General features: G+C 74.0%; 19 protein-coding genes. 9 read left to right on the forward strand and 10 right to left on the reverse strand.

Features of this window, described 5'->3' with window-relative positions:
- Positions 1-311: 311 nt before the first annotated feature.
- A complete protein-coding gene (locus ACFV9H_RS33290) occupies positions 312-821 on the reverse strand; it encodes an NUDIX domain-containing protein (protein WP_385405728.1) in 510 nt (169 codons plus the stop codon).
- Between the two features lie 29 nt (positions 822-850).
- Here ACFV9H_RS33290 and ACFV9H_RS33295 point away from each other — a divergent pair, with 29 nt between their 5' ends.
- The 4 genes from ACFV9H_RS33295 (at position 851) to ACFV9H_RS33310 (ending at position 3,595) form a co-directional block, all read left to right on the forward strand.
- Positions 851-1,531 carry a M15 family metallopeptidase gene (locus ACFV9H_RS33295; RefSeq protein ID WP_385405731.1) on the forward strand — a complete coding sequence of 227 codons (681 nt, stop codon included), beginning with the start codon at positions 851-853 and terminating at the stop codon, positions 1,529-1,531.
- Between the two features lie 13 nt (positions 1,532-1,544).
- Entirely contained in the window at positions 1,545-1,883 is a 339-nt protein-coding gene (locus ACFV9H_RS33300; protein ID WP_385405733.1) for an Mpo1-like protein, read from the forward strand.
- A gap of 63 nt (positions 1,884-1,946) precedes the next feature.
- Positions 1,947-2,408: a Zn-ribbon domain-containing OB-fold protein gene (locus ACFV9H_RS33305; protein ID WP_385405736.1), complete on the forward strand. Its 462-nt coding sequence runs from the start codon at positions 1,947-1,949 to the stop codon at positions 2,406-2,408.
- A complete protein-coding gene (locus ACFV9H_RS33310) occupies positions 2,405-3,595 on the forward strand; it encodes a lipid-transfer protein (protein WP_385405738.1) in 1,191 nt (396 codons plus the stop codon). The genes ACFV9H_RS33305 and ACFV9H_RS33310 overlap by 4 nt, the downstream gene beginning before the upstream one ends.
- Positions 3,596-4,116: 521 nt before the next feature.
- Here the strand turns inward: ACFV9H_RS33310 and ACFV9H_RS33315 are convergent.
- From ACFV9H_RS33315 to ACFV9H_RS33330, 4 genes are read right to left on the reverse strand one after another with little or no spacing between them, the layout of a single operon-like run.
- Complete coding sequence (locus tag ACFV9H_RS33315) at positions 4,117-4,749, reverse strand: ATP/GTP-binding protein (protein ID WP_385405740.1); 633 nt, start codon at positions 4,747-4,749, stop codon at positions 4,117-4,119.
- A complete protein-coding gene (locus ACFV9H_RS33320) occupies positions 4,730-5,215 on the reverse strand; it encodes a DUF742 domain-containing protein (RefSeq protein ID WP_385405742.1) in 486 nt (161 codons plus the stop codon). Before ACFV9H_RS33320 ends, ACFV9H_RS33315 begins: the two co-directional genes overlap by 20 nt.
- Before the next feature lie 10 nt (positions 5,216-5,225).
- On the reverse strand, positions 5,226-5,663 hold the full coding sequence (locus ACFV9H_RS33325; protein WP_385405744.1) for a roadblock/LC7 domain-containing protein: 438 nt from the start codon (positions 5,661-5,663) through the stop codon (positions 5,226-5,228).
- Positions 5,660-8,407: a nitrate- and nitrite sensing domain-containing protein gene (locus tag ACFV9H_RS33330; protein WP_385405747.1), complete on the reverse strand. Its 2,748-nt coding sequence runs from the start codon at positions 8,405-8,407 to the stop codon at positions 5,660-5,662. Before ACFV9H_RS33330 ends, ACFV9H_RS33325 begins: the two co-directional genes overlap by 4 nt.
- 390 nt (positions 8,408-8,797) lie before the next feature.
- Between ACFV9H_RS33330 and ACFV9H_RS33335 the strand changes: the two genes are divergently transcribed.
- Positions 8,798-9,265: a hypothetical protein gene (locus ACFV9H_RS33335; RefSeq protein WP_385405749.1), complete on the forward strand. Its 468-nt coding sequence runs from the start codon at positions 8,798-8,800 to the stop codon at positions 9,263-9,265.
- 277 nt (positions 9,266-9,542) lie between these two features.
- Here ACFV9H_RS33335 and ACFV9H_RS33340 read toward each other — a convergent pair whose 3' ends face one another.
- From ACFV9H_RS33340 to ACFV9H_RS33350, 3 genes are all read right to left on the reverse strand, one after another.
- Positions 9,543-14,309: a hypothetical protein gene (locus ACFV9H_RS33340; protein ID WP_385405751.1), complete on the reverse strand. Its 4,767-nt coding sequence runs from the start codon at positions 14,307-14,309 to the stop codon at positions 9,543-9,545.
- 53 nt (positions 14,310-14,362) lie between these two features.
- Positions 14,363-15,298 (reverse strand): hypothetical protein, encoded by a 936-nt coding sequence (locus tag ACFV9H_RS33345; RefSeq protein WP_385405753.1) that lies wholly within the window; start codon positions 15,296-15,298, stop codon positions 14,363-14,365.
- Positions 15,299-15,578: 280 nt separating this feature from the next.
- Entirely contained in the window at positions 15,579-17,084 is a 1,506-nt protein-coding gene (locus ACFV9H_RS33350) for a hypothetical protein (protein ID WP_385405755.1), read from the reverse strand.
- Between the two features lie 270 nt (positions 17,085-17,354).
- Here ACFV9H_RS33350 and ACFV9H_RS33355 point away from each other — a divergent pair, with 270 nt between their 5' ends.
- The 3 genes from ACFV9H_RS33355 to ACFV9H_RS33365 are packed head-to-tail and all read left to right on the forward strand — an operon-like array spanning position 17,355 to position 19,596.
- The gene (locus tag ACFV9H_RS33355) at positions 17,355-18,122 is read left to right on the forward strand and encodes a LamB/YcsF family protein (protein ID WP_385405778.1); all 768 of its coding nucleotides are present in this window, start codon (positions 17,355-17,357) and stop codon (positions 18,120-18,122) included.
- On the forward strand, positions 18,119-18,736 hold the full coding sequence (locus tag ACFV9H_RS33360) for an allophanate hydrolase subunit 1 (RefSeq protein ID WP_385405757.1): 618 nt from the start codon (positions 18,119-18,121) through the stop codon (positions 18,734-18,736). Before ACFV9H_RS33355 ends, ACFV9H_RS33360 begins: the two co-directional genes overlap by 4 nt.
- A complete protein-coding gene (locus tag ACFV9H_RS33365) occupies positions 18,733-19,596 on the forward strand; it encodes a biotin-dependent carboxyltransferase family protein (protein WP_385405759.1) in 864 nt (287 codons plus the stop codon). The genes ACFV9H_RS33360 and ACFV9H_RS33365 overlap by 4 nt, the downstream gene beginning before the upstream one ends.
- A 335-nt stretch (positions 19,597-19,931) precedes the next feature.
- Here ACFV9H_RS33365 and ACFV9H_RS33370 read toward each other — a convergent pair whose 3' ends face one another.
- The gene (locus ACFV9H_RS33370) at positions 19,932-21,329 is read right to left on the reverse strand and encodes a HEAT repeat domain-containing protein (protein ID WP_385405762.1); all 1,398 of its coding nucleotides are present in this window, start codon (positions 21,327-21,329) and stop codon (positions 19,932-19,934) included.
- A 319-nt stretch (positions 21,330-21,648) separates the two neighbouring features.
- On the reverse strand, positions 21,649-22,065 hold the full coding sequence (locus ACFV9H_RS33375; protein ID WP_385405765.1) for an ankyrin repeat domain-containing protein: 417 nt from the start codon (positions 22,063-22,065) through the stop codon (positions 21,649-21,651).
- Between the two features lie 303 nt (positions 22,066-22,368).
- On the opposite strand from ACFV9H_RS33375, the gene ACFV9H_RS33380 reads away from it, so the two are divergent.
- Positions 22,369-22,563 (forward strand): hypothetical protein, encoded by a 195-nt coding sequence (locus ACFV9H_RS33380; protein WP_030031218.1) that lies wholly within the window; start codon positions 22,369-22,371, stop codon positions 22,561-22,563.
- The last annotated feature ends 54 nt before the right edge of the window (positions 22,564-22,617 follow it).

The following is a 22,617-nucleotide window of genomic DNA, read 5'->3' on the forward strand; positions in this document are numbered from 1 at the left end:
CGCCCCGAGCCCCCGCGCCTTGAACGGCGGCGAGGCCCAAATTGCCCACCGGGGTGAGTGGGCTGGTGCGGGCTCAAGACCGGGGCTCCGCCCCGTTACCCCGCGCCTTTAAGAGGCGGCGAGGCTCAAATTGCCCACCGGGGTGAGTGGACGGGTACGGCCTCACGACCAGGGCTCCGCCCCGAGCCCCCGCGCCTTGAACGGCGGCGAGGCCCAAATTGCCCACCGGGGTGAGTGGGCTGGTGCGGGCTCAAGACCGGGGCTCCGCCCCGGACCCCTCGCCTCAAACGGCGGCGGGGCTGGAAGTGCCGTCAGGTGTACCGGCCCGCGAACCAGGCCGCCACCGCGCGGGTGTGGAGGGGGAAGGCCAGTTGGGTCGGGGCGTGCAGGACGTGCCAGCCCCTGGTTTCGTTCGTGGGCTTCGAGGTGGGGAGGGCGGACGTCGGGCGGGGTGGGAGGAGGCCGAAGAGGAGGAGGTGGCCCGCCGGGGAGCTCATGGCGTCGGCCAGGGCCACCTCCGAGGCGGGGGCCGTGATGCCGGTCTCCTCGCGGAGTTCCCGGACGACCGCGTCGCGCCAGTCCTCGCCGAAGTCGATGAATCCGCCGGGGAGTGCGATGCCGCCGAGAGCCGGTTCGATGGTGCGGGTGATGACCACCAGGCCGGTGCCGTCCGCGTCTTCGACGGGGAGCAGGGCGATGGCCACCGGGAGGGGGTTGCGGTAGGTGACCGCCCCGCAGGCGGCGCAGCCACGGGGCCACGTTCGGGTGGAGTACGGCGCTCCGCAGGTGGAGCAGTGCGAGTCCCTCAGCTGTGCCGGCATGGCGCGATGGTATGCCAAGGGGTATGCGGATGACGGCTGTTGTGGGTGTGGTTGCCGTGCTGGCCGGCGGGGCGGCGCCCTCCGGGTTCGTGGCGCTGCGCGAGGTGGATCCGAGTGTCCGCCAGGACATGCGGTACGCCGGTGCGCGGAACTTCACCGGCTCGGTGGTGGACGGGTACGAGGACCCGGTGTGCCTGCTGGCCCGGCCCGCCGCCGAGGCGTTGCGGCGGGCGCAGCACAGGCTGCTGCGGCGCGGGTACTCGCTGCGGGTGTACGACTGCTACCGGCCCCAGCGGGCGGTGGACCGGTTCGTGCGGTGGGCCCGGGAGGCGGACGGCCCGGACGACCGGGAGACGAAGGCGGAGTTCTATCCGCACGTGGAGCGTGACCGGCTGATTCCCGAGGGGTACATCGCCGAGAAGTCCGGTCACAGCCGCGGCAGTACGGTCGATCTGACCTTGGAAGAGCTCCCTTCACGTCGGGAGGTGGACATGGGCACCGCCTTCGACTTCTTCGATCCGCTGTCGCACACCGACGATCCGCGGGTCACGGGCGCCGCCCGCGCCAACCGGCAGTTGTTGAAGGGGGTGCTGGCCGAGGAGGGGTTCGTGAACCTTCCCGAGGAGTGGTGGCACTTCACGTACAAGCCCGAGGCGTATCCGGATACGTACTTCGACTTCCCCGTCGCTGTCGCCTCCGTCCGGCCGTGAGTACCGTGCCCGCATGACTTTCAGCTCGTACGAGGAATTCTGGCCGTACTACGTGGCCATGCACTCCCGCGCCGCCACCCGCTGGGTCCACCTCACCGGCACGCTCACCGGACTGGCCCTGACCGCCTACGGGGTGGCGCGCGGGCGCAAGCGGTACCTCGCCGCGTTCCCCCTCGTCGGGTACGGGACCGCCTGGCCGGCGCACTTTCTGATCGAGAAGAACAATCCGGCCAGCTTCGGTCATCCCGGGTGGTCGCTGCGCGGGGACGCGCAGATGATCCGGATGATGCTGGCGGGGCGGGACGCGGAGCTGGGCGAGATCGCGCGGAAGTGGCTCGCCCAGAACCGGTGACCGGGCCGGTCCTCCCGTGACAGACTCCTGACGATGCGTCAGTTCTCATGCATGGGAGGGGTCTTGGCACGCACACGCACACCTGTCGTGAGCGGATGGTTCACCGAAGACGCGGCCGGCGGCGGCTTTCGGCTGCTCGGCACCCGCTGCTCGGCCTGCACCGCGGTGTTCTTCCCGCGCGAGGACGCGTTCTGCCGCAATCCCCACTGCCCCGGCGGCGGCGAGCTCGCCGAGGTGCCGCTGTCCGCGCGCGGCAGGGTCTGGTCCTACACGGACGGGCGGTACCGGCCGCCCGCGCCGTACGTGTCCGATCCGGCCGCGCCCTGGGAGCCGTACACACTCGTCGCGGTGGAGCTGGAGGCCGAGGGGATGGTCGTACTGGGTCAGGCCGCGCCCGGGGTGGGCGTCGCCGATCTGGCGGTCGGGATGGAGGTCGAGGTGGTGGGCGGCGTGCTGAACGAGGACGCGGATACCGGTACCGCTTGGACCACTTGGCAGTTCAAGCCGGTGGGAGGGGCCGCGTGAGCGCCGATGTCGCCGTCCTCGGGGCGGGCATGCACCCCTGGGGCAAGTGGGGCCGCAGTTTCGTCGAGTACGGGCGGGTCGCCGCGCGGGCGGCGCTGGCCGACGCCGGGTTGGACTGGACGGACGTGGGCTCGATCGTCGGCGCCGACACCGTGCGCTCCGGATATCCGGGCTATGTCGCCGGTGCGACCTTCGCCAGGGCGCTCGGCTGGCAGGGCGCGCGGGTGACCAGCGTGTACGCGGCCTGCGCCTCCGGGGCGCAGGCGATCGGGGCGGCCCGGTCGCAGATCCTGGCGGGGCTGGCCGACGTGGTCCTCGTGGTGGGTGCGGACGCGGCGCCCAAGGGGTTCTTCGCGCCGGCCGGGGGTGACCGGCCGGACGATCCGGACTGGCTGCGCTTCCGTGTCCTCGGCGCCACCAACCCGGCGTACTTCGCGCTGTACGCCCGCCGCCGGATGGCCGTCCACGGGGACACCGCGGAGGACTTCGCCCAGGTCAAGGTGAAGAACGCGGCGGCCGGGGTGCTCAATCCGAACGCCCGCTACCGCAAGGCCGTCACCGCCGAGGAGGTCGCGGCCTCGGCGATCGTCGCCGACCCGCTGCGGCTGCTCGACATCTGCGCAACCTCCGACGGGGGCGCGGCGCTGGTGTTGAGCAGCATGGACTTCGCGCGCTCCCGCGGGGTGAGCGATCCGGTGCGGATCCGGGCCGTGTCGACGGTGACGCCCACGTATCCGCGGACGGTGCTGGACCTGCCGGACATCGCCACCGACTCGGTGGTGGCGGTGGAACCGGCAGCCGGCTCCTTCCGGTCCTCGATCGCGCGCGCCGCGTACGAGGAGGCCGGGCTCGGGCCGGACGAGCTGTCGCTCGCCGAGGTGTACGACCTTTCCACCGCCCTCGAATTGGAGTGGTACGAGGACATCGGGCTGTGCGGGGAGGGCGAAGGAGCCAAGCTCGTACGGGAGGGGGCGACCGCGCTCGGCGGGCGGATCCCGGTGAACACGAGCGGCGGGCTGGCCTCCTTCGGGGAGGCGGTTCCGGCGCAGGCCATCGCGCAGGTGTGCGAGCTGACGTGGCAACTGCGCGGGACGGCCGGGGAGCGACAGGTGCCGGGGGCCCGGGCCGGGATCACGGCCAACCAGGGGCTGTTCGGGCACGGATCGGCGGTCATCGCGGTGCGGTGACGCTTGCCGCTGGGCCGGCCGGAGGGAACCACGCCGGGCGTGCGCCATGCCCGTGCGGGGCGGTGCCATGCCCCTGCGGGGGGCAGTGCGCTGAGGCCCCCACCGGCTGTGCCTCCGGCCCGTGCGGGGCCGTGCGTTACGGCCCGTATCGGCCGTGCCACAGGCTCGTGCGGCGCGGTGCGTTGAGGCCCTTACCGGGCGTGCCCCGGCCCGTGCGGGGTGGTGCGTTGAAGCCCGTATCGGGCGTGCCGCAGGCCCGTGGTGGGCGATGCCTTGAGGCTGCTGCCCGTCGGGCCGCAGGCCCGTGGCGGGTGGTGTTTGGGGCCCGGTGGAGATCGGGCTGTGGGTCCGTGCGGGCGTCGTCGAGGCGCGGGGCCGGGATCGTGTTGTGCGAACGCTTGACGGCCCCTTGTGGCGGGTTCACACTCGCTCCACAGTCCCGCGCGGCGACCGGGACCCCGAACCCCCCATGAGAGCTGCGGCCCGTACCCCAGTCGGCGGGGGTACGGGCCGCCTCCACGTCAGGCCCCGGCCTCCGCCGTCAGGCTCAGGCGCCGGGCGCGGGCCAGGGTCATCGCGTGTTCCACGACTCCGACCAGCACGTCCTTCACGGACTCGCGGTCGCGCGCGTCGCACAGCAGCACCGGTACCTCGGGGTCGAGGTCGAGTGCTTCCCGTACGGTGACCACCGGGTGGCGGTCCGCGCCGTCGAAGCAGTTGACCGCGACCACGAACGGGATCGCGCGCCGCTCGAAGTAGTCGATCGCCGCGAAGCAGTCGGCGAGCCGGCGCGTGTCCGCGAGGACGATCGCGCCGAGCGAGCCCTGGGCCAGCTCGTCCCAGAGGAACCAGAAGCGGTCCTGGCCGGGCGTGCCGAACAGGTACAGCACGAGGTCCTCGCGGAGCGTGATGCGCCCGAAGTCCATCGCCACGGTGGTGGTGTTCTTGCCCTCCACTCCCCCGGTGTCGTCGACACCGACGCCCGGCTCGGAGAGCCGTTCCTCGGTCCGCAGGGGTCTGATCTCGCTTACCGCACTGACCAGGGTGGTCTTGCCCACCCCGAAACCGCCCGCGACCAGGATCTTCAGGGTCAGCGGCTCGACCGGTGACACGGCATGCATGGCACCGGTGCGGCTAGAGCGCCCGAAGGCCATCGATCACCTCACGCAGAATGGATTCATCGGGCAGTTCGGCCGGTGGTACCGGCCGGGTCACGTGGACCAGTTCGTCGGCGACCAGGTCGCCGATCAGGACGCGCACCACCCCGACCGCGAGGTCGACGTCGGCCGCCAGTTCGGCGACCGACTGCGGCCGGTCGCGGCACATTCCGAGGATGTGCGCGTGTTCCGGGGACAGGGTCATGTCCCAGACCGGGTCGTCGGCCGCCGGTTCGGCGACGACGAGCGCGATCAGGTCCAGCCGGTGCTGGCCCGCGTGGCTGGTCCGGCCACGGGTCATCGCGTACGGGCGTACGACCGGGCCGGCGTCGTCGTCGAACCAGTGGTCGTGCTCGGCGGCGAACGCGTCGGTCCCGCCGACCGGGAGGTGGTCGTTGTTGCTGCTGTTGTTGTTGCTGCTGTCGTCGGAGTCGTGCCGGCGGTCCTGGCCTGGGTCGCTCATGCGGTCCGACTCACCCTCCGGCGGGCAGCCCGGTGCGCGGGGCGGTCGCCAGGTGGTCGCCGACTCGCTTGACCATGAGCGTCATCTCGTACGCGACCTGACCGACGTCGGAGTCGGCGTCGGCGAGTACGGCCAGGCAGCTGCCGTCGCCGGCGGCCATCACGAAGAGGAAGGCCTCGTCGAGCTCGACCACCGTCTGGCGGACCTTGCCCGAGTCGAAGTGCCGGCCGACGCCCTTGGCCAGGCTGTGGAATCCGGAGGCCACGGCCGCCAGGTGCTCGCTGTCCTCGCGGGTCAGGTCGTTGGAGCTGCCGGTGGGCAGGCCGTCGCCGGAGAGGACCACGGCCTTGCGGATGGAGCCGACTCGGTCGACGAGCTCGTCGAGGAGCCAGTTGAGCGGGCCGGAGCCGCGGCCCCTGCTGTCGTTGCCGGTCTGCGGTGCGGTCATCGACCGTCCCCTTCGTTCTCGTTCGCGGGACCGGTGGCGGCGGGGGTGCCGGCGTCGGTCTCGGACTGCTGTGCGTGCTGGTTGCGGCCCGCCGTCCAGCCTCGCTGGAGTGCGGACATGCGCGTCCGTACGTCATCCGCGTCGCGGTGGTCAACCACGTCGGCGGAGGTGTCGGCGGGCTTCGATGCCTGGGTGTTCTTCAACTGCGGCGCCAGGCTGGCCTGGCGGACGCGGCGGGGCAGGCCACCGCTGCCGACGGTGTCGGCGGCGGGCGCGGGGGCCTGCGCGGGCTTGGTGGTCTCCGACACCGGGCGGGGCTCGACGCGGCGGCCGTGCTCGGCCACCAGGGTCGGGGTGGGGCGGCGGCGCGGCAGCGGCACCGCTCCTGGGGAGCGGCGGCCGTCGGGGCGCAGGCCCGCGTCGGGGCGCTGGGTGTCCAGCCGGACCGGACCGGTGGGGGTGAGCGGCTCGCGGTCGCGGCCCGCGCCCTGGCGGGCTCCGTTCCGCTCGGTGTGCCGCTCGCCGTGCGGCCGGTCGGCCGGGCGCAGCCCCAGGAGGGCGCTGCGCGGAGTGCCGCCCGGCGGGGTCTCGTCGTCGAGCGTGGCCATGGCGGGGCGGCCGCCGACGCCGGTGAGGCCGGCTATGCCGGTGGCGATTTCCTCGTCCAGCACGGAGTCGAGGGCGTCGACCCCGTTGATGCCGAGGGGGGCCTCCAGCTCGACCGGACCGCGCAGTTCGCCGGCGGGCAGGGGGCGGCCGGACGGCGCCCGGTCGACGGCTGCGGGCGCGGGCCGCTCGGAGGCGGGCTTGCCCGAGTCCTCCAGGCGCAGGCCGGTGCCGTTGGTTTCGGGAGCCTCGGTCAGCAGGGCCGAGGGGAGGAAGACCACCGCGGTGGTGCCTCCGTACGGGCTGGGCTGGAGGACGACCTTGACGCTGTGGCGCTGCGCGAGGCGGCTGACGACGAAGAGGCCGAGCCGGTCGGTGTCGGAGAGCTCGAACTCGGGGGTCTCGGCGAGCCGGAGGTTCGCGTCGAGCAGGGCCTCCGGGGTCATGCCGAGGCCTCGGTCGTGGATCTCCAGGGTGAAGCCGTTGGCCACGCGCTCGCCGAGTACCTGGACCGCGGTGTGCGGCGGCGAGAACACGGTGGCGTTCTCCAGGAGTTCGGCGATCAGGTGGGTGACGTCGGCGACGGCCGGGCCCACGATGCCCAGGCGGCTGAGCCGGCGCACCTCGATGCGCTCGTAGTCCTCGACCTCGGCTACGGCGGCCCGTACGACGTCCATCAGCTGGACGGGCTTGCGCCACTGGCGGGAGGGCGCGGCGCCGGAGAGGATCACCAGGCCTTCGGCGTGGCGGCGCATGCGGGTGGTCATGTGGTCGAGGCGGAAGAGGTCGGCGAGCTCCTCGGTGTCCTCGGTACGGCGTTCCATGGTGTCGAGGAGCGTCAGCTGGCGGTGCAGCAGCACCTGGTTGCGGCGGGCGAGGTTGACGAACACCTCGGAGACGCCTCGACGCAGTTCGGCCTGCTTGACGGCGGCCTCGACGGCGGCGCGCTGGAGGCTGTTGAGGGCCTGGCCGACCTGGCCGACCTCGTCCTTCTCGTACTCCAGGTGGGGGGCTTCGGTCTCGACGTCCACGTGCTCACCGGCGGCGAGGCGACGCATGACGCTCGGCAGCCTGACACCGGAGGCCTCATGGGCCTCCTTGCGCAGCCTGGACAGGTCGCGGATCAGGTCGCGGCCGATGCGGACGGACAGGATGAGCGACACGATCAGGGCTATGAAGCCGAGGACGCCGGCGACGGCGGCCTGGATCATCACGTCCATGGCGACGGGCTCGATGCGCTGCTGGTAGCGGTCGCCCGCCTCGGTGTTCATGGTCGCGAGGTCGTCAAGGGCCTTGGTCGCGTACTCGTCCCACTGGGCGGGGGTGGTGCTGCGCGGGTTCTTGCCGGCCCCGGCGGTGATGAAACGTTCCTCGGCGTCGCGCAGGGCCTTGCTCTCCGAGCCCGACCAGAACCACTCGAAGCGCTCTCGCTCCTCGGCGGGGAGGGTCACGAGGTTGAACTCGTAGAGCAGCTTGCGGTTGGCGGCGAGGTCGGAGATCTGGCGGACGCTCGTGGCGTCGACGTTGCGGGAGACCAGGGCGGATGCCATCACGGCGTCCTCGCGGGAGAACAGCTCGCGGGCGCGGCTGATGCCGACGAGCGCGCGGCCCTCCTTGTCGACCTCCACGTTCTCCAGACCGTGGAGGTTCATGAGGAAGTCGTAGCAGGGGTCGATGAGTCGGTTGTAGAGCTCCAGGGCCTGCGTGGGGTCGAGGGAGTTCTGGTCCACGGAACGGCGCATGGATCCGATGCCGTGGAAGGCCGCGACGATGGAGTGCAGGTGTCGGGCGCTCTGCGGACTCAGCTCGTCCATGACCTTCGGGTCCCGGGCGCTGGCGCTGATCTGCTCGACGGCCTGGTCGGTGACGGCGCGGCTCTTGGTCAGCTCGGCTATCGCCCCGGACGCCCGAGGATCACCGAGCAGTACGAGGGTCTGTCGGCGTTCCTTCTGGATGACTCGGGCGACGTCCTCGACGGGGTAGCCGACCTTCTCGATGACGTAGGCCACGTCAAGGAGTTGGACGGCCTCGCGGCCGGTGATGACCGTGGCGAAGCCCCAGAGGGCAGTCAGGGAGACGAGCGGTACCAGCAGCAACGCCACGATCTTCCTGCGGATGGATTTCCCGCGAAAGCGCATGGCCTCCCCAGCCTCCCCAGCTCAACCCCGTTGATCGGGGTCGGTGTTCCGTCATTTAAACGGCGTGAGCCTACTACTGACGACGAGGTGCTTCGAAGGCGTGTCCGGACGTTTTCGGCCGGACGCCTGGATGAAGATCACGAGTTGTCCGATACTTCCGGTCAAGTGCGGCCCGATTTGTGGCAGATGACACCTGGTGGGGCGTCGGTTCCCGCAACAGGATGGATGGCTGGAATTATTCGTTCCGCGATCTTTGGGGCTGGTGGATACGTCCGGGATTCGGGAATCTCCCGGCCGCGCCGGACGTCTGTCTGTGTAGGTGGGGTGGGGTGGGTAGAAGACATGGCGGGACGGACAACGCCGGCCGCGGGGTTGGGAAGAGAGCGGACCGTGAACGGATACGAGGGCGGGGGCGACGAAACGGCCGGTGCGGCGGCCGATGCGGGGGGCTGGGCCGGGGTCGATGGCGTGCGGCGCGGGCTGTGGGTGGAGGAGCCTGCCGGGCGGCGCCGGATGCCGGACCCGGTGCGGGCTTCCGCGGTGCGGGCGGTGCTGATCGTGGCCGTGACCCTGACCGTGGCCACGATCGCCTTCTACCTCACGCTGACCGGCTCCTGGCTCGCCTTCCCCATGGCGCTCGGCGCGGTCGCGGGGACGGTCGTGGCCACGTGGGGCGTGCTGGACGTGTGGATCACCCGGCAGGCGTGGAACCAACGCCACGGGGTCCTCTCGGAGCCGAGCAGTACGGCGCGGGCCCGTCGCCGCGAGGCGCGCCGGGCGGCCAGATCCGCGCGGGAGCGCGGCCGGGGGCGAATACCCCGCGAGGACGGTCACCTGGCGGCTTCGGGCCGCCGCTAGGGGGTGTCCTGGGCCGGGCCGCCGCCGGGCGGGGGCTCGCGGGTGCGCGGTCGCCGCGCGGTCTCACTGGCGGGTGCGGGCGCCGCTGCGCGGAGCCTCTCCCCGACCCGCCCTTTCTCCGTTTCTCCCCCAGCTACCGCTGGGTGGTGCCCCCAGGGGCTCCGCCCCAGACCCCGCGCCTCAAACCCGGCGGGGCTGGGAAGCGCCTCAAACGCCGGAGGGGCTGGGAAATCCGGCCTCGCCTGCGTTTGAGGCGCGGGACCGCGCGAGCGGCGCGTCAGGAAGGCGTGCGGCGGAACATGCGGGTCGCGGTGATCTCGCCGTGGATGGGCTCCGAGTCGGGGGACTGCTGGGGCAGGCCCGGGCGGAGGTGTTCCTCCACGCTGATGTACTTCAGGCCCGCCCGCAGGTCCGCGTCGTTGCGCAGCCGGATCACCAGCGGGAACTCCGCCAGGGCCGTGGTGTCGAACAGGCCCGTGGTGTACAGCAGCTGGACGCCGAGCGCGTCGGACACGGCCCGCTGGAGCTCCAGCAGGTACGTGGCGTTCGCGCGGCCGATCGGGTTGTCGAGGAACAGCGTGCCCGCGTGCCGGTGCTTGTCTCGGCCGCGGTCGTTGCTGCGCAGCGCCGCCATCGTGCAGTAGAGCGCGATCGCGGCCGTCAGCAGCTGGCCGCCGGAGAAGACGTCGCCCATCTGGCCGACGGGGACGCGTTCGGCGCGCAGGACCGCGTCCGGCTTGAGGATCTCCACGGCGATACCCTTGGGTTCGAGGGCGGCCTGGACGCCCCGCAGCAGCAGGGACATGCCGTCGCGTCGGCCTTCGCCGAAGGAGGCGTTGCTGTTCTTCTTCAGGGCCGAGCGGGTCGCCTCGTCGATGACCTCGCCGAGCCGTTCGGTGAGCGTGGCCTGGTCCGGCTCCTCGAAGCGGATCCGCAGGAACTCCTGTCCCGACCATTCGCCCAGGCCCTCGGGGAGCTGGGAGAGGCGCTGCGCGGAGCGCAGGGTGGCCAGGGCGGACTCGACGAGCCCGCGCAGGCGGTCGACGATGCTGTCCCGGTTGCGCTCCAGCTGCGCCAGTTCGTCGGTGAGGACGCGCAGGCGCGGCGCGAAGGCCGCGGCCCAGGCCGCCGCGTGCTCGGGCAGCGCGGAGGCGGGCAGTTCGCGGATCTGCTGGCGCGCGGGGGTGCGTACCTGCTCGTAGCGGGTGGCGTTGGCGTGCCGGACCAGGATGTCGCTCGCCTCGCGCACCGCGGCTTCGGCGGCCGAGAGGTCGGCGGCGCAGCCGCGCAGGGAGCGGCGGGCCTCGGTGGCCGACTGGCGGGCCTCTTCCAGGGTGCCGGGGTGCGCGGCGGGCTCCTGTTCGTCCTCCTGGTGCGCGTGGTCGCGCAGCAGGTCCCGCAGGAGGGCCGCGGTCTCGTCGAAGCCCCCGGCGCCGTCCTCCGCGGTGCGGTGGGCGCGCAACAGGTCCGCGTGGGCGGCTCGGGCGGACTCCACGGCGGCGCTGTGGGCGGCGTGCTGGGCGGTGGCCGTACGCAGGAGGGCCTGGGCCTGTTCGACGTCCTCGGGGACGAGCTCGTCGGGCAGTTCGGTGTGCGCCTCGCCGTCGGCGGGGGCGTGTCGCTCGGCCTCGCCGCGGAGCCGGCCGAGCTGCTCGCTGGCGGCGGAGGCGCGGGACTCCAGCATCTGTACGAGGGACTCGGCGCGGGCCGCCGCCGCCTGCCGGGAGGGGCCGTCGGCGCCGTCGGTACCTTCGAGGAGCTGGGCGGCGCGGGTGCGGACCTTGTTGGTGAGCCGGTCGAGCTCGGCGAGGGCGGCGCTCTCGTCGCTCTCGGCGCGGGCCTGCTCCGCGCGCAGGTCGGCGCCGACGCCCACCTTCTCGTAGAGCTGCGAGGCGGCCCGGTAGGCCTCCCGGAGGTCCGGGAGGGGGGCCTTGCGGCTGCCGTCGTCCTTGGGGAGGGGGTCGGGGGCGCCCGCGATCTCGGCGCGTTCCGCCCGCAGGGCGCGGGCGGTGCGGCGGGCGTCGTCGGCGGCGCGCTGGGCGGCGCGGCGGTCCTCGTCGGCGGCGCGCGCCCGGTCCAGGCAGACCTCGGCGCGGGCCTCGGCCTCGGCGGCCTCGTCGGCGAGTTCGCGGAGCCTGGCCTGCCAGCCGGCGCGCTCGCGCAGGCGGAAGGCGAGGCCCGCGAGGGCGTCGGCGGCGCGGCGGGCGCGCTGGGCGGTGTCCTGGCGCTCGTCGCGGACGCGGGCGGCGTCGGCGGCGGCCTCGTCGGCCTCGGCCCGCACGGTACGGGCCTCCGCGAGCTCGGCGTCGGCCTCTTCGGCGAACCCCCGGGCGGCCGCGGCCTGCTGCGCGAGCTCGGCGAGCCTGCCGGGCGGGCAGCCGGTGCGCCAGGAGGCGAGGCGGGCGGCGAGCTCGCGGTCCCCGCCGAGGCGGGCGGCCAGCTCCCGGATCTCGGTGTCACGCGCGGTGGCGCGGGTGCGCAGCGCCCGGCGCTCCTCGTCGGCGGCCTGTTCGTCGTGCATGGCCGGGTTCGGCGAAACGATGAAGATGCCGGACACGGCGGAATCGCCGTCCTCGGCCGGGGGCACGGGGGCCAGCAGGGCGGCGGCCGTGCCGACGGCGACGGTGGAGCGGGGCAGCAGGGCGGCGCCGGAGAGGACCTCGCGGGCGCGGCTGTGGGTATCGGGGTCGGTGATGACGACGCCGTCGACGAGCTCGGGGCGGGCCGCGAGCACGGCCGCGTGGTCGACGGGGTCCACGGACTGGGCGAGGTAGCGCCAGCCGGGGAGCGCCGGGATGCCGTGCTCACCGAGGTATTCGACGGTGGCGAGGACGTCGGGGCCGGGCGGCAGCAGACCCCCGTCGCCGAGGGCTCCGAGGATGCGGGCGTCATCGGCGGCGGCGGTGCGCAGCTCGAACAGCTGGCGTTCCGCGGCTGCGACTCCGTCGGTGAGCAGTGTGTGGAGGTCCTCGGCGTTCCGGTCGAGGTCCTCGGCCGTCAGCCGTCCGGCGGTGCCGGGGTCGGCCTGGGCTGCGCCGGTGCCCTGCGGGCCGCTCGGGCCGGTGCCTTCGGCAGAGCCGGTGCCCTGCGGGCCGGCGGGGGCGCCTGCGGCGCCGGAACCCCGGCCTTCGGCGGAGCCCTGACCCGGGGCGCCGACCCCGGGCGTGCCGGTCGACGTACCGCCGTGGTCTTGCATGGTCGCCGGGAGGCCCAGGAGGGCCGCCAGGCGGGGGGATTCGGCGAGGGACGCGGCGGCGCGGTGTTCGGCGTCGTGGGCGGCCTCGACGGCGTCGGCGGCGTCCGCCGCGCGGGCGGCGGTGAGTTCGGCGCGGGATTCCGCGGCGGCGGCCTCACGGGCGGCCTCGGCGGCGACCCGGGCGGCCTCGCGGGACTCGTCCCAGGCGGCCACGGCGGTCTTCTCGGCATCGGCGGCGGCGAGGGCGGCGCGGGCCGGGTCCGCGTCGGGGGCGGAGTCGTCGAGCCAGCCGGCGCGGACGGCCTCGGCGGTCTCCTGCTGGACCTCGCCGAGGCGCGAGCGGAGGTGTTCGGCCTCGCTGCGGGCCCGCTGCGCGGCCGTGGCGGCGGCGGTGGCGTCGCGGTGGGCGGCCTCGGCGGTGTCCTGGAGGACGGCGGAACGCTCCTCCTCCTCGTTGGCGGCCCGTTCGCCGTGCTCGGCGGCGGTGTGCAGGGCCCGTACCAGCTCGGCGGCGGCGGTGGCGCGGGCCGCGAGCGCAGGGGCGGCGTCCCGCTCGGCCTCCAGGATCGCGGCGGCGACCCGGGCGGAACGGTCGGCGGCGGCGCGGTGGCGCAGCACGCTCTCGGCGGCCTGCCACGCGGAGTGCAGCGTTCGCGCTTCGAGGAGTTCGCGGCGCTGCGCGGCGGCGGCCTTGTCGGCCACGGTCAGGGCCAGCGAGGCGTGCCGGTACGCGAGTTCGGCGGAGACGGCGGCGCTGCGGGCGCGGGCGGACTCGGCGGCGGTGACCTCGTGGGCGGCGCCGGTGACCCGCTGGGCGAGTTCGGCGGCGCGGCCGCGTTCCTCGGCGGCGCGGGCCGACAGCCGCCGGGCGAGGGTGCGCGTACGGCGTTCGGCGCCGGCGTGGACGTCGCGCAGCCGGGAGCGGGTCCCGGCGGCCTCGACGATGCGGGTGAGCAGGTCCACCGAGCCCGCGGTGAAGTCCCGTTCGGCCATCAGCTCGGCGCGGCGGCCCAGCTTGTTGCCGAAGCCGTGGACGAGGTCGGCGAGGCCGTCGGTGTCGCGGGTGTCGGTGACGGCCCGCAGCAGGAGGTCGGTGAAGTCGGAGTCCTTCTTGACCGCGAAGAGACCGGCGGCCTCGCCCTCGTCGGCGTTCATCTCGCGCTGGTAGCGGAAGAGTTCGGGGTCGAGTCCGAGCTCGGTGAGGTGCTCGTTCCAGCGGTCGTGGATCTCCTCCCAGGAGACCTCCAGGTGCGGGTACGCCTTGCCGGCCTCGGTGAGGGCGTCGCGGAAGCCCTTCATGGTGCGGCGGCGGCCCTGTGCGCCGGAGGCGCCTTCGACGGGCGGGCGTACGGCGGTGGCCTCGGCGACGGGCAGGTTGTCGAGGCTGAGACCGGGGCCGGGGCGGAAGGAGTACCAGGCCTCGGCGAACTTGCGGGGGTCGTTGGAGACTTGGCGGCCGCGCCATTCGCTGACCTTGCCGACGACCACGCACTCGCCGGTCTGGGTGTGCTGCCACTCCAGGGCGACGTGGCCGCAGTCGTCGGCGAGCAGGAACTTGCGCAGGACGCCCGAGCTGGCGCCGCCGAGGGTGTTGCGGTGGCCGGGCAGCATCACCGAGAAGATCAGCTTGAGCAGGACCGACTTGCCGCCGCCGTTCTCCAGGAACAGCACGCCGGCGGGCGCGGGGCGGCGCGGCGGGCCGGTGGGCTCGTCCTCGAAGAACTCCGCCTGCGTCGGCGCCGGGTGGGGCACCGGCTCGCCGACTCCGCGCAGGTCGAGCACGGTGTCGGCGTAGCGCGCACCGGCGGGCCCGATGGAGTAGAGGCGGATCCGGGACAGCTCGTACATGGCGGCGGACTCTCGTGGTTTCTCGGTGGGTCTCGGTACGGAGGGCAGGTGGCTCAGGCGTGGAACGGCAGGCCGGCGTCGGCGGCCAGGTCCAGGTCGTCGCCCTCGGGCGGCGGCAGGAGCGTGGCGGAGCCGTCGCTGACGGGTACCACGCCGAGGTCCAGGAGCTCGGCCATGGCCGCACTGCCCGCCATGTCGCGGACCTGGAGCTGGTAGCGCGGGGTGGTGCGGTAGGTGCCGCCCGCCTCGTCGCCGGTGCGCTGGAGGAAACCGGAGTCGGTGAGGAAGGCGGCGGCCTTGCCGACGATGCCGGTGGTGGAGCCGGCGAGGCGGCGGGCGTCCTTGGTGGCGCCGGTCGCGCTGCGGCGGGCGTAGACGCGCCAGGCGGCCTCCAGGCCGGGGGCGTCGGAGGCGGGGTCGGTGTTCTCGCCGAGCTCCTCGGCGCGCTCCTCCAGGCGACGGCAGGTCTGCCGGACGAAGGCGTCGACGCCGTTGACGGTGATGCGGCCGATGTAGCCGTCGTCGGCGAGGTCCTCGGGGCGCGGGAAGGCGAGCGCGGCGACCGCGAGGTGGGCGAGGCCGTGCAGGAAGCGGTCGGCGGAGTCGGCGGTGGTGCGGCGGGCGTAGTCGCCCATGCGGACGGCGAAGACGGAGTCCTCGCCCGCGGCGACGGCCATGCCGGCGCGGGTGGACACCTCCAGGACGACCAGGCCGAGGCCGGTGGCGACGGCGTCGGCGAGGCGGCCGAAGGCGGTGTCCTCGCGGTAGCGGCGCAGCAGCTCGGCGTACTCGGCGTCGCGGGCGGGCAGCAGCTTGGGCTGCAGCCCGAAGGCGACGAGCCGGGCCGCGTCGGCGGCGTCGGCCGGGGTCACCGGGGCGGCGTGCGGGTGCGCTTGCGCGGGCACGATGGGGGCCGACGGCGCGTCGGGCTCGCGCCACGCGGGGTGCGGCTCGCTCCACGCGGGGTGCTCGGCGTGGTGGTCGCTCACTGGTACGTCTCCTCGGCGGTGCGGGTGCTGCGGGTGGCACAGGCGGTACGGGTCCGGTCGTGCGCGGCGGGCTGCCGTTCGGGCTCCGCCCCGGTGGACCGTGCGGAACGGGTCCTTGCGGGCGTTGTCGGGTCCTGTCCCCCGTCCCGCCCCTTCCCGAAGGCGGGGGCAGACCCCCGCGCCCCCGGTCGGGGCCTGCCCGACGCCCACGCGAGCGCGCGGCGACCCGCTCGGGGCGCCGCCCGATTCGGCGAAGCCGAAGTGCCCAGGGCGACCGCACTCACGACGCCTCCGTCCGGTCGGCAGCCATGCCGGCGGCGTCGAGGAGGGCCGTGCCGACGATGAGGTCCGCGCCGCCGAACTCGGCGTCGTCGAGCTGGGTGCCGTCGTCCACCGCGAAGAGCAGCCGCTCCTCGCCCTGGCGGTACGCCGTGCCGACGGCCGGGCTCGCCGCGTGAACGGCCAGCAGGGCCACCAGGTACGGCAGGTCCGGATCGCTGCGACGGGCTTCCGCCAGCAGGCCGGACAGTCGGCGCGGCGCGTCGTGCGGCAGGTCCAGGAGCCGGGTCGCGGCGGCGAGCTGCTCCTCGCTGAACCGGCTGTCGTCCGGGGTGGCGATGAGGTCCGGTTCGGGCATCTCCACGCCGAGGTGTTCCCGCTCGACCGGCGGGGTGAGGAGGATGTCGACCAGGTCCCCCACCCGCACCGAGACGGGGGTGCGCAGGCCCGCGCCGGACGCGAAGAAGGCGTCGGTGACCCGGCGGGCCCTGGCCACCGGCAGCGGCAGGATCGGGGCCACGAGCTGCCCGTACAGGTCGATGCCGGAGCGCGGCGCGGGCGCGGCGAAGGCCTGGCGGTCCTGCTCGGCGCGGAAGAGCGGGCCGGCGTCCAGCAGCCTGGACTGGAGCTGCGTGTGCCGGCGGATGCAGTCCTTGACGATGTCGACGAGCTCGGCGGCGCGCCGCTTGTTGTCGGGCTCCTCCGCCTCGTCGCGCGCCTTGCGGATGTTGGTGAGGATCGCGTTCTCGTGGCGGTAGCGGTCGGCGACGTGATCGAGGGCCTCCTCGATCATGTCGGGGACGGACTGGAGCCAGTCCACCGCCCGGACGTTTCGCCGCGTCGCGTCCAACGTACGGCGCAGGGTTTCCGCGTACTGCACGGTCCGGTACCGAGCCTGCTCGGCGGCGAGTTGGGCGTCCGCCAGCCGGCCCCGGCTGATCAGCACCTCCAGCTTCACCTCGGCCGCGATCTGCGCGCTGGTGACGTCGGTGTCGAGGGCGCCGACGAGTACGTTGACGGCCTCGTCCGTCGTGCGAAGGTAGACCGCGCCGCCGTGGCCGGGGACCTCTTCGATCAGCTTGAAGTCGTAGTCCCGGCGGACGTAGACCCCGTCCGGGCCGAACGTGCCGTAGATCGCGCGGAAGCCGCGGTCCACGCTGCCGACGTTGATCAGGTTCTCCAGCACCCAGCGGGCCACCCGCTCGTGCTCGGCCGCCGGGCGGGCCGGGGCCTGGGCGGCGACGCGCGGCAGCAGCCGGGCCACTATCTGCTCGTGGTCGGCGCCGGTGTCGAAGTCCATGTTCAGGGTGACCAGGTCGATCGCGGACAGCGCCACCTCCGCCATCGCGTAGACCCCGTACTCGCCGGCCAGATTGGCCTTGCGTACGTCGAGGTCGTGCAGCGGGGCGGTGCAGGCGAGGGCGCGCAGCCGCCGGGCCAGGCCCTCGTCGGCGGCCGGGCCCGGCGCCGGGGACGGAAGGGTCTTCGCCGGGGCAGGGAGAGTCACGGACAAAGACTAGGCGCTGACCCTGACAACATCCCAAACGCGTGGGTTCGGCCGGATCGGCCGGAAGGTTCGGGGTTCGCACGGTCCGCACGGTCCGGAGGGTTCGAGGTTCGCACGGTCCGGACGGTTCGAGGTTCGCACGGTCCGGACGGTTCGAGGTTCGCACGGTCCGGACGGTTCGGGGTTCCGACGGCTCGCATCGTCCCCGGCTGCCCGCCCCGCCGGCTGTTCTACCCTCGGCGCATGGCTTCCATGATCGCATCAGCTCCCGTGATCGACCTCAACGCCGACCTCGGTGAGGGTTTCGGACGCTGGACGCTCACCGACGACGAGGCCCTGCTGTCCGTCGTCACGAGCGCCAACGTCGCCTGCGGCTTCCACGCCGGGGACCCGTCCATCATGCGCCGGGTCTGCGAACTGGCCGCCGCCCGGGGCGTACGGATCGGCGCCCAGGTGTCCTACCGCGACCTGGCGGGCTTCGGGCGGCGCTCCATGGACGTGCCGGCCGGCGAGCTCGCCGACGAGGTGGCCTACCAGATCGGGGCGTTGGAGGTCTTCGCGCGGGCGGCCGGCTCCCGGGTGTCGTACGTGAAACCGCACGGCGCGCTCTACAACCGCACCGTGTACGACGCCGACCAGGCGGCCGCCGTGGTCGCCGGCGTCCGGCTCGCGGCCGGGGCCGGCGCCACCGGGGGCCTGCCTGTGCTGGGGCTGCCCGGGTCTCTGCTGCTCGCCGCCGCGGAGGAGGCCGGGCTGGCTCCCGTGCCGGAGGCCTTCGCCGACCGGGCCTACACGCCGGCCGGGACGCTGGTGCCGCGCGGCGAGCCGGGGGCCGTGCTGCACCACCCGGAGGCGGTGGTGGTGCGGGCCGTCCGGATGGCGGCCGAGGGCTCGGCAGTGGCCGTCGACGGCTCGCTGGTGCCCGTGGCCGCGCGCTCGCTGTGCCTGCACGGGGACACCCCTGGGGCCGCGGGCCTGGCCCTGCGGGTCCGGGAGGCGCTGGGCTCGGCCGGGGTGCGGGTGGAGGCGTTCGCGTGAGGAGCCTGGTGGTGGGCGGCGAGGCGCTGCTGATCGAACTGGACTCGGCGGCGGAGGTCGCCGCGCTGCACGCCGAGCTGCTGCGCCGCCGGGACGCGGGCGAGCTGGGCCCCGTACGCGACCTGGTGCCCGCGGCTCGGACCGTGCTGCTGGACGGCGTACGGGAGCCGGCCGCACTCGGCGCACGGATCGCGCGGTGGGAGGTGCCGCCGCTCGCACCCTCGCAGGGGCCGCTGGTCACGGTGCCGGTGCGGTACGACGGGCCGGACCTGGCGGACGTGGCCCGACTGTGGGGGGTGGCTCCCGGGGAGGTGCCGGGCATCGTCGGCGCCACCGAGTTCCGGGTGGCCTTCTGCGGGTTCGCCCCCGGCTTCGGCTACCTGACCGGCCTGCCCGAACGGTTCCACTTGCCCCGCCGGGACACCCCCCGGCCCGCCGTGCCCGCGGGCTCGCTGGCCCTGGCCGGGGAGTACGCGGGGGTGTACCCGCGCTCCTCTCCCGGCGGCTGGCAGCTGATCGGTTCCACGGAGGCGGTGCTCTGGGACCCGGAGCGGGAACCGGCGGCCCTGTTCGCGCCGGGGGTACGGGTGCGGTTCACGGAGGTGTCCGGATGAGCGGGCTGTTGGTGATCCGGCCGGGGGCGCTGACCACGGTCCAGGACCGGGGCCGCCCGGGCTACGCGCACCTGGGGGTCCCCCGCTCCGGCGCGCTCGACACGGGGGCGTACGCGCTGGCCAACCGGCTGCTCGGCAATCCGCCGGACGCGGCGGTGTTGGAGACCACCCTGGACGGGGTCGCGCTGCGGGCGGCGGCCGCGACGACTGTGGCGGTCACGGGCGCGCCGTGTTCCGTACGGGTGTCCGGGCGCCCGGTGGCCTGGGGGGCGCCGGTGCGGCTGTCGCCGGGGGCGGAGCTGGAGGTGGGCCGGGCGGAATCCGGGCTGCGCAGCTATGTCGCGGTGCGGGGCGGGCTGGCCGTCCCGCCGGTGCTGGGCAGCCGCTCGACGGACCTGCTGTCGGGCTTGGGCCCGCCCGTCCTGTCGGCGGGGACCCTGCTGCCGGTGGGCGCCGCGGGCCCCGATCCGGTGACGGGCGCGGACGTACACGGGCTGCCGGGGGCCCCTTCGGAGTTGCTGCTCCCGCTCCGGGTCGGGCCGCGGGCCGACTGGTTCACCGATGCCTCGCTCGCCGGGCTGTGGCGAGCGGTGTTCCGGGTGTCGGCGATGTCCAACCGCATCGGCCTGCGCACGGAGGCGGGTTCCCCGCTGGTCCGCGCCCGGGCCGGCGAGCTCCCGAGCGAGGGGATGGTGCTGGGGGCGGTGCAGGTTCCGCCGGACGGCCTGCCGGTGGTGTTCCTGGCCGACCACCCGGTGACGGGCGGCTACCCGGTGGTGGGTGTGGTCCCGCCGGGCCCGGCCCTGGACTCGGCGGCGCAGGCGCGGCCGGGGGTTCCGGTGAGGTTCACCAGGGCCTGAGAAAACGGCTCGGCCTCGTGAGCGGTGGCCGGAGGGAAATCGCCCCGGTGGAGCGGTCGGCCCGAGAGCGGCCGACCCGAGCGACCGGCCTGGTGGGGCAGCGGCCCGAGAGCCGCCGACCCGGTAGGGCAGTGACCCGGGGGGCGGCCAAGCTGATGGCGACCGGCCTCGTGAAGTGGTGGCTCGATCGATCAGCCGCCTGACGAGACGGTCGGCCCGATCAGGCAGTCGGGCCGGTGGAGCGGTCGGCCCCGTCGGCCCGGCCCGGCGCCGGGGCATCGCATCGGTCACGGGCGTGTCCCCCGTCCGTGACCGGCCTGCCCGTCACGCGCGCCCTACACGGCTGACTCCGGAGCGATCCGGCTCCGTACGGCGGACTGTACGTCCTCTTCCTCGGCCGGGTCCGCCGCCAGGCGGCGCAGCCGGGGCGCCACGCGGGCGTCGGCCGTCTCGGCGTGGCGGGCGGCCACCTCACGGGTGGTCTCCTCGCAGTCCCACAGGCATTCGACGGCGAAGCCCGCCGCGAACGTGGGGTCCGTGTTGGCCAGGGCCTGGGCGGCCCGGCCGCGCAGGTGGGAGGAGGCGGTCTCCCGGTAGACGTGGCGCAGTACGGGCGCCGCGCAGCCGATCGCGAGCCGTCCGGCGCCGTCCACCAGGGCGAAGAGCCGCTGGGTGTCGGGGCCCGAGCCGCGGACCGTGGAGCGGAGCGCGCCCAGGACGAGCTCGGCGTCCTCGGCTCCGCCGCGGGTCGCCAGGATGGCCGCGGCGGCCGCTCCGAGGGCGTCGGGGCGGTGGATCCAGCGCCGGGCCCGTTCGACGGCCTCGGGGCCGCACATGCGCTCGTAGGCGGCCACGGCGGGCTCGTCCGCGGCGGCTTCGATGAGGTCCAGTACGGCCGGGTTGTCCGGTTCGGCGAGGACCAGGTGGTGCAGGGCGGTGGCGCGGGCGGCCTCGCCGTTGGCGCCGGCGGCGGCCGCGAAGACCGCGGGGCGGTCCTCGGGCTGGGCCACGGCGGCCAGGCAGCGGGCGGCGGGCACGTGCAGCGGCGTGCCGCGGCGCAGGCCGTCGGCGGCCCAGTCGAAGACCGCTTGGACCCCCCAGCCCGGCCTGGGCCCGCTCGGGGTCAGCTGGCGCTGCCAGCGGTCGAAGGAGCCCTGCTGCCGGGCGGCGCGCAAGCGCTCCCCGTACGACGGCGACTCTTCCCACAGGCACCAGGGCCGGGGCTCGTAGGCGTCGCGGACGGCGGCGGCCAGCCGCGCCTCGCCCTCCGCCGTGGCGGGGAAGCGGGCGAGGACCGACGCGCCCAGTGAGCGCAGTCCCTCGTCGTCGTCGCGCAGGGCGAGCTCGTCGAGGGCCCAGGCCCAGTTCGCGCCGGAGGCGGCGTAGCGCCGCAGCAACATGAGCGCGTCGTCGCGACCGTACGAGGCCAGGTGGCCCAGGACGGACAGGGCGAGGCCGGTCCGGTGGTCCTCCTCGTCCACGAGGTCGTCGGCGCTGAAGAGGTGGCTCTCGATCTCGCCGAGGGGGCCGTCGAGATCCAGGTAGAGCCTGGCGTAGTACAGGGAGCGGTTCTCGACCTGCCAGTCCTGGCGCGGATCGCGGAGCACACACTGGTTGAGTGCCGCGAGGGCCTCGCCCCTGGGCGCCGCGAGTGCGTGCAGCGTGCCGTCGCCGCGGCCGCGCTGGAGGAGCCCGAGCAGGGTGCCGCTCGGCGCTATGACTGGTTCGAACATGGGAATGGCCTCAAATCAAGCTGGGGACGCAACCGGGAATCGGGATTCACAGGGCCGCGTAACAGCATGTGAGGGCGTTCGCCGTCGTGTTCCGCTCGATGTAGACCATTGCCTTCTCACTCTCGTCGGTGCTTCGTGACCATGGCGGCCGGACCCGGCCGGGACACCCTTCGCGTCCTGCCGTCCTGCCCGTCCCCCGTGCTCGCGAATCGAATCCGACGCCATGATGACCCAGCCGGTTTGTGCGCCGCGACCACATTTACGGCCGCCGTGACCAACCTGTGAGGTCTGTGGCGGCCATGACCCGGCAAAAAGCGGACTACTTGGCTCCGAAGAGTTCCAGCAGGTCGGCCTTCGCGAACATGCGCGCGGTGTCCACGGCGGAGGGGGTTCCGGCGTTCGGGTCGGCCCCGCCGGCGAGCAGGGCGCGGATGACGGCCTCCTCGCCCTTGAAGACGGCTCCGGCGAGCGGGGTCTGGCCGCGGTCGTTGGCCCGGTCGGCCTCGGCGCCGCGGGTCAGCAGGGCCGTGACGGTCTCCGCGTGGCCGTGGTAGGCGGCCAACATGACGAGGGTGTCGCCGCGGTCGTTGGTGAGGTTCGCCGGGACGCCCGCTTCGAGGTAGGCGGTGAGCTGCGCGGTCTCACCCTGACGGGCGAGGTCGAAGATCTTGGTGGCCAGTTCGATGACGTCCTCGTCGGGGGCGCCGGGGGAGGTGCCTTCGGGCTGCTCGTTCATCGTGCGTACCGCCTTTCACTCGCTGCTGGCATGAAGCTTCCCCGGGCCGTGCGGGCAGGGGGGTGCACGGCACTGCGTCCGTACGGGTGAATCGTCAGAGTAGCGCCCGGACCTGCACATGTACGGCTCAGGCCGAGGCAATGATCACTCTCGAGCCCCTTCACGCCGGACGCGCCAGCCAGGGTGAGCCGGTCAAGTGAAAAACCGCTCGATTCACCCGTATGCACCTTTTGTCGCATTGATACTTCCTGTGAGCCTGGAAGAACTGATGGTGACTGTCCCCACCAACCAGGAGAACCACTCATGGTCCTGTCCATCTCAGGCGTCGTACTGCTGGGCATCATCTGCTTCCTGTTCTTCAAGAAGGACGGGATGAAGCTGACGCACGCGTTCGTCTGCTCGCTCTTCGGCTTCTTCCTCGCCGGTTCCGCCATCGCGCCGAGCATCACGGCGAGTACGGCGAGCCTCGCGAGCCTGCTCGGCGGGATCAAGCTCTAGCCCGGCCACCGCACGGCACCACGAGCAACACCCGAAACACACGTCACACCACAA

Origin of the sequence: Streptomyces sp. NPDC059874 (assembly GCF_042731135.1) — a bacterium.
Taxonomy (GTDB): Bacteria; Actinomycetota; Actinomycetes; order Streptomycetales; family Streptomycetaceae; genus Streptomyces.

Excerpts from the sequence above, each read along its gene's own strand:
- ACFV9H_RS33290 (WP_385405728.1), bottom strand. The coding sequence starts at position 821 with ATGCCGGCACAGCTGAGGGACTCGCACTGCTCCACCTGCGGAGCGCCG.
- ACFV9H_RS33295 (WP_385405731.1), top strand. The coding sequence starts at position 851 with ATGACGGCTGTTGTGGGTGTGGTTGCCGTGCTGGCCGGCGGGGCGGCG.
- ACFV9H_RS33300 (WP_385405733.1), top strand. The coding sequence starts at position 1,545 with ATGACTTTCAGCTCGTACGAGGAATTCTGGCCGTACTACGTGGCCATG.
- ACFV9H_RS33315 (WP_385405740.1), bottom strand. The coding sequence starts at position 4,749 with ATGGCCTTCGGGCGCTCTAGCCGCACCGGTGCCATGCATGCCGTGTCA.
- ACFV9H_RS33320 (WP_385405742.1), bottom strand. The coding sequence starts at position 5,215 with ATGAGCGACCCAGGCCAGGACCGCCGGCACGACTCCGACGACAGCAGC.
- ACFV9H_RS33325 (WP_385405744.1), bottom strand. The coding sequence starts at position 5,663 with ATGACCGCACCGCAGACCGGCAACGACAGCAGGGGCCGCGGCTCCGGC.
- ACFV9H_RS33330 (WP_385405747.1), bottom strand. The coding sequence starts at position 8,407 with ATGCGCTTTCGCGGGAAATCCATCCGCAGGAAGATCGTGGCGTTGCTG.
- ACFV9H_RS33340 (WP_385405751.1), bottom strand. The coding sequence starts at position 14,309 with ATGTACGAGCTGTCCCGGATCCGCCTCTACTCCATCGGGCCCGCCGGT.
- ACFV9H_RS33365 (WP_385405759.1), top strand. The coding sequence starts at position 18,733 with ATGAGCGGGCTGTTGGTGATCCGGCCGGGGGCGCTGACCACGGTCCAG.
- ACFV9H_RS33370 (WP_385405762.1), bottom strand. The coding sequence starts at position 21,329 with ATGTTCGAACCAGTCATAGCGCCGAGCGGCACCCTGCTCGGGCTCCTC.
- ACFV9H_RS33375 (WP_385405765.1), bottom strand. The coding sequence starts at position 22,065 with ATGAACGAGCAGCCCGAAGGCACCTCCCCCGGCGCCCCCGACGAGGAC.
- ACFV9H_RS33380 (WP_030031218.1), top strand. The coding sequence starts at position 22,369 with ATGGTCCTGTCCATCTCAGGCGTCGTACTGCTGGGCATCATCTGCTTC.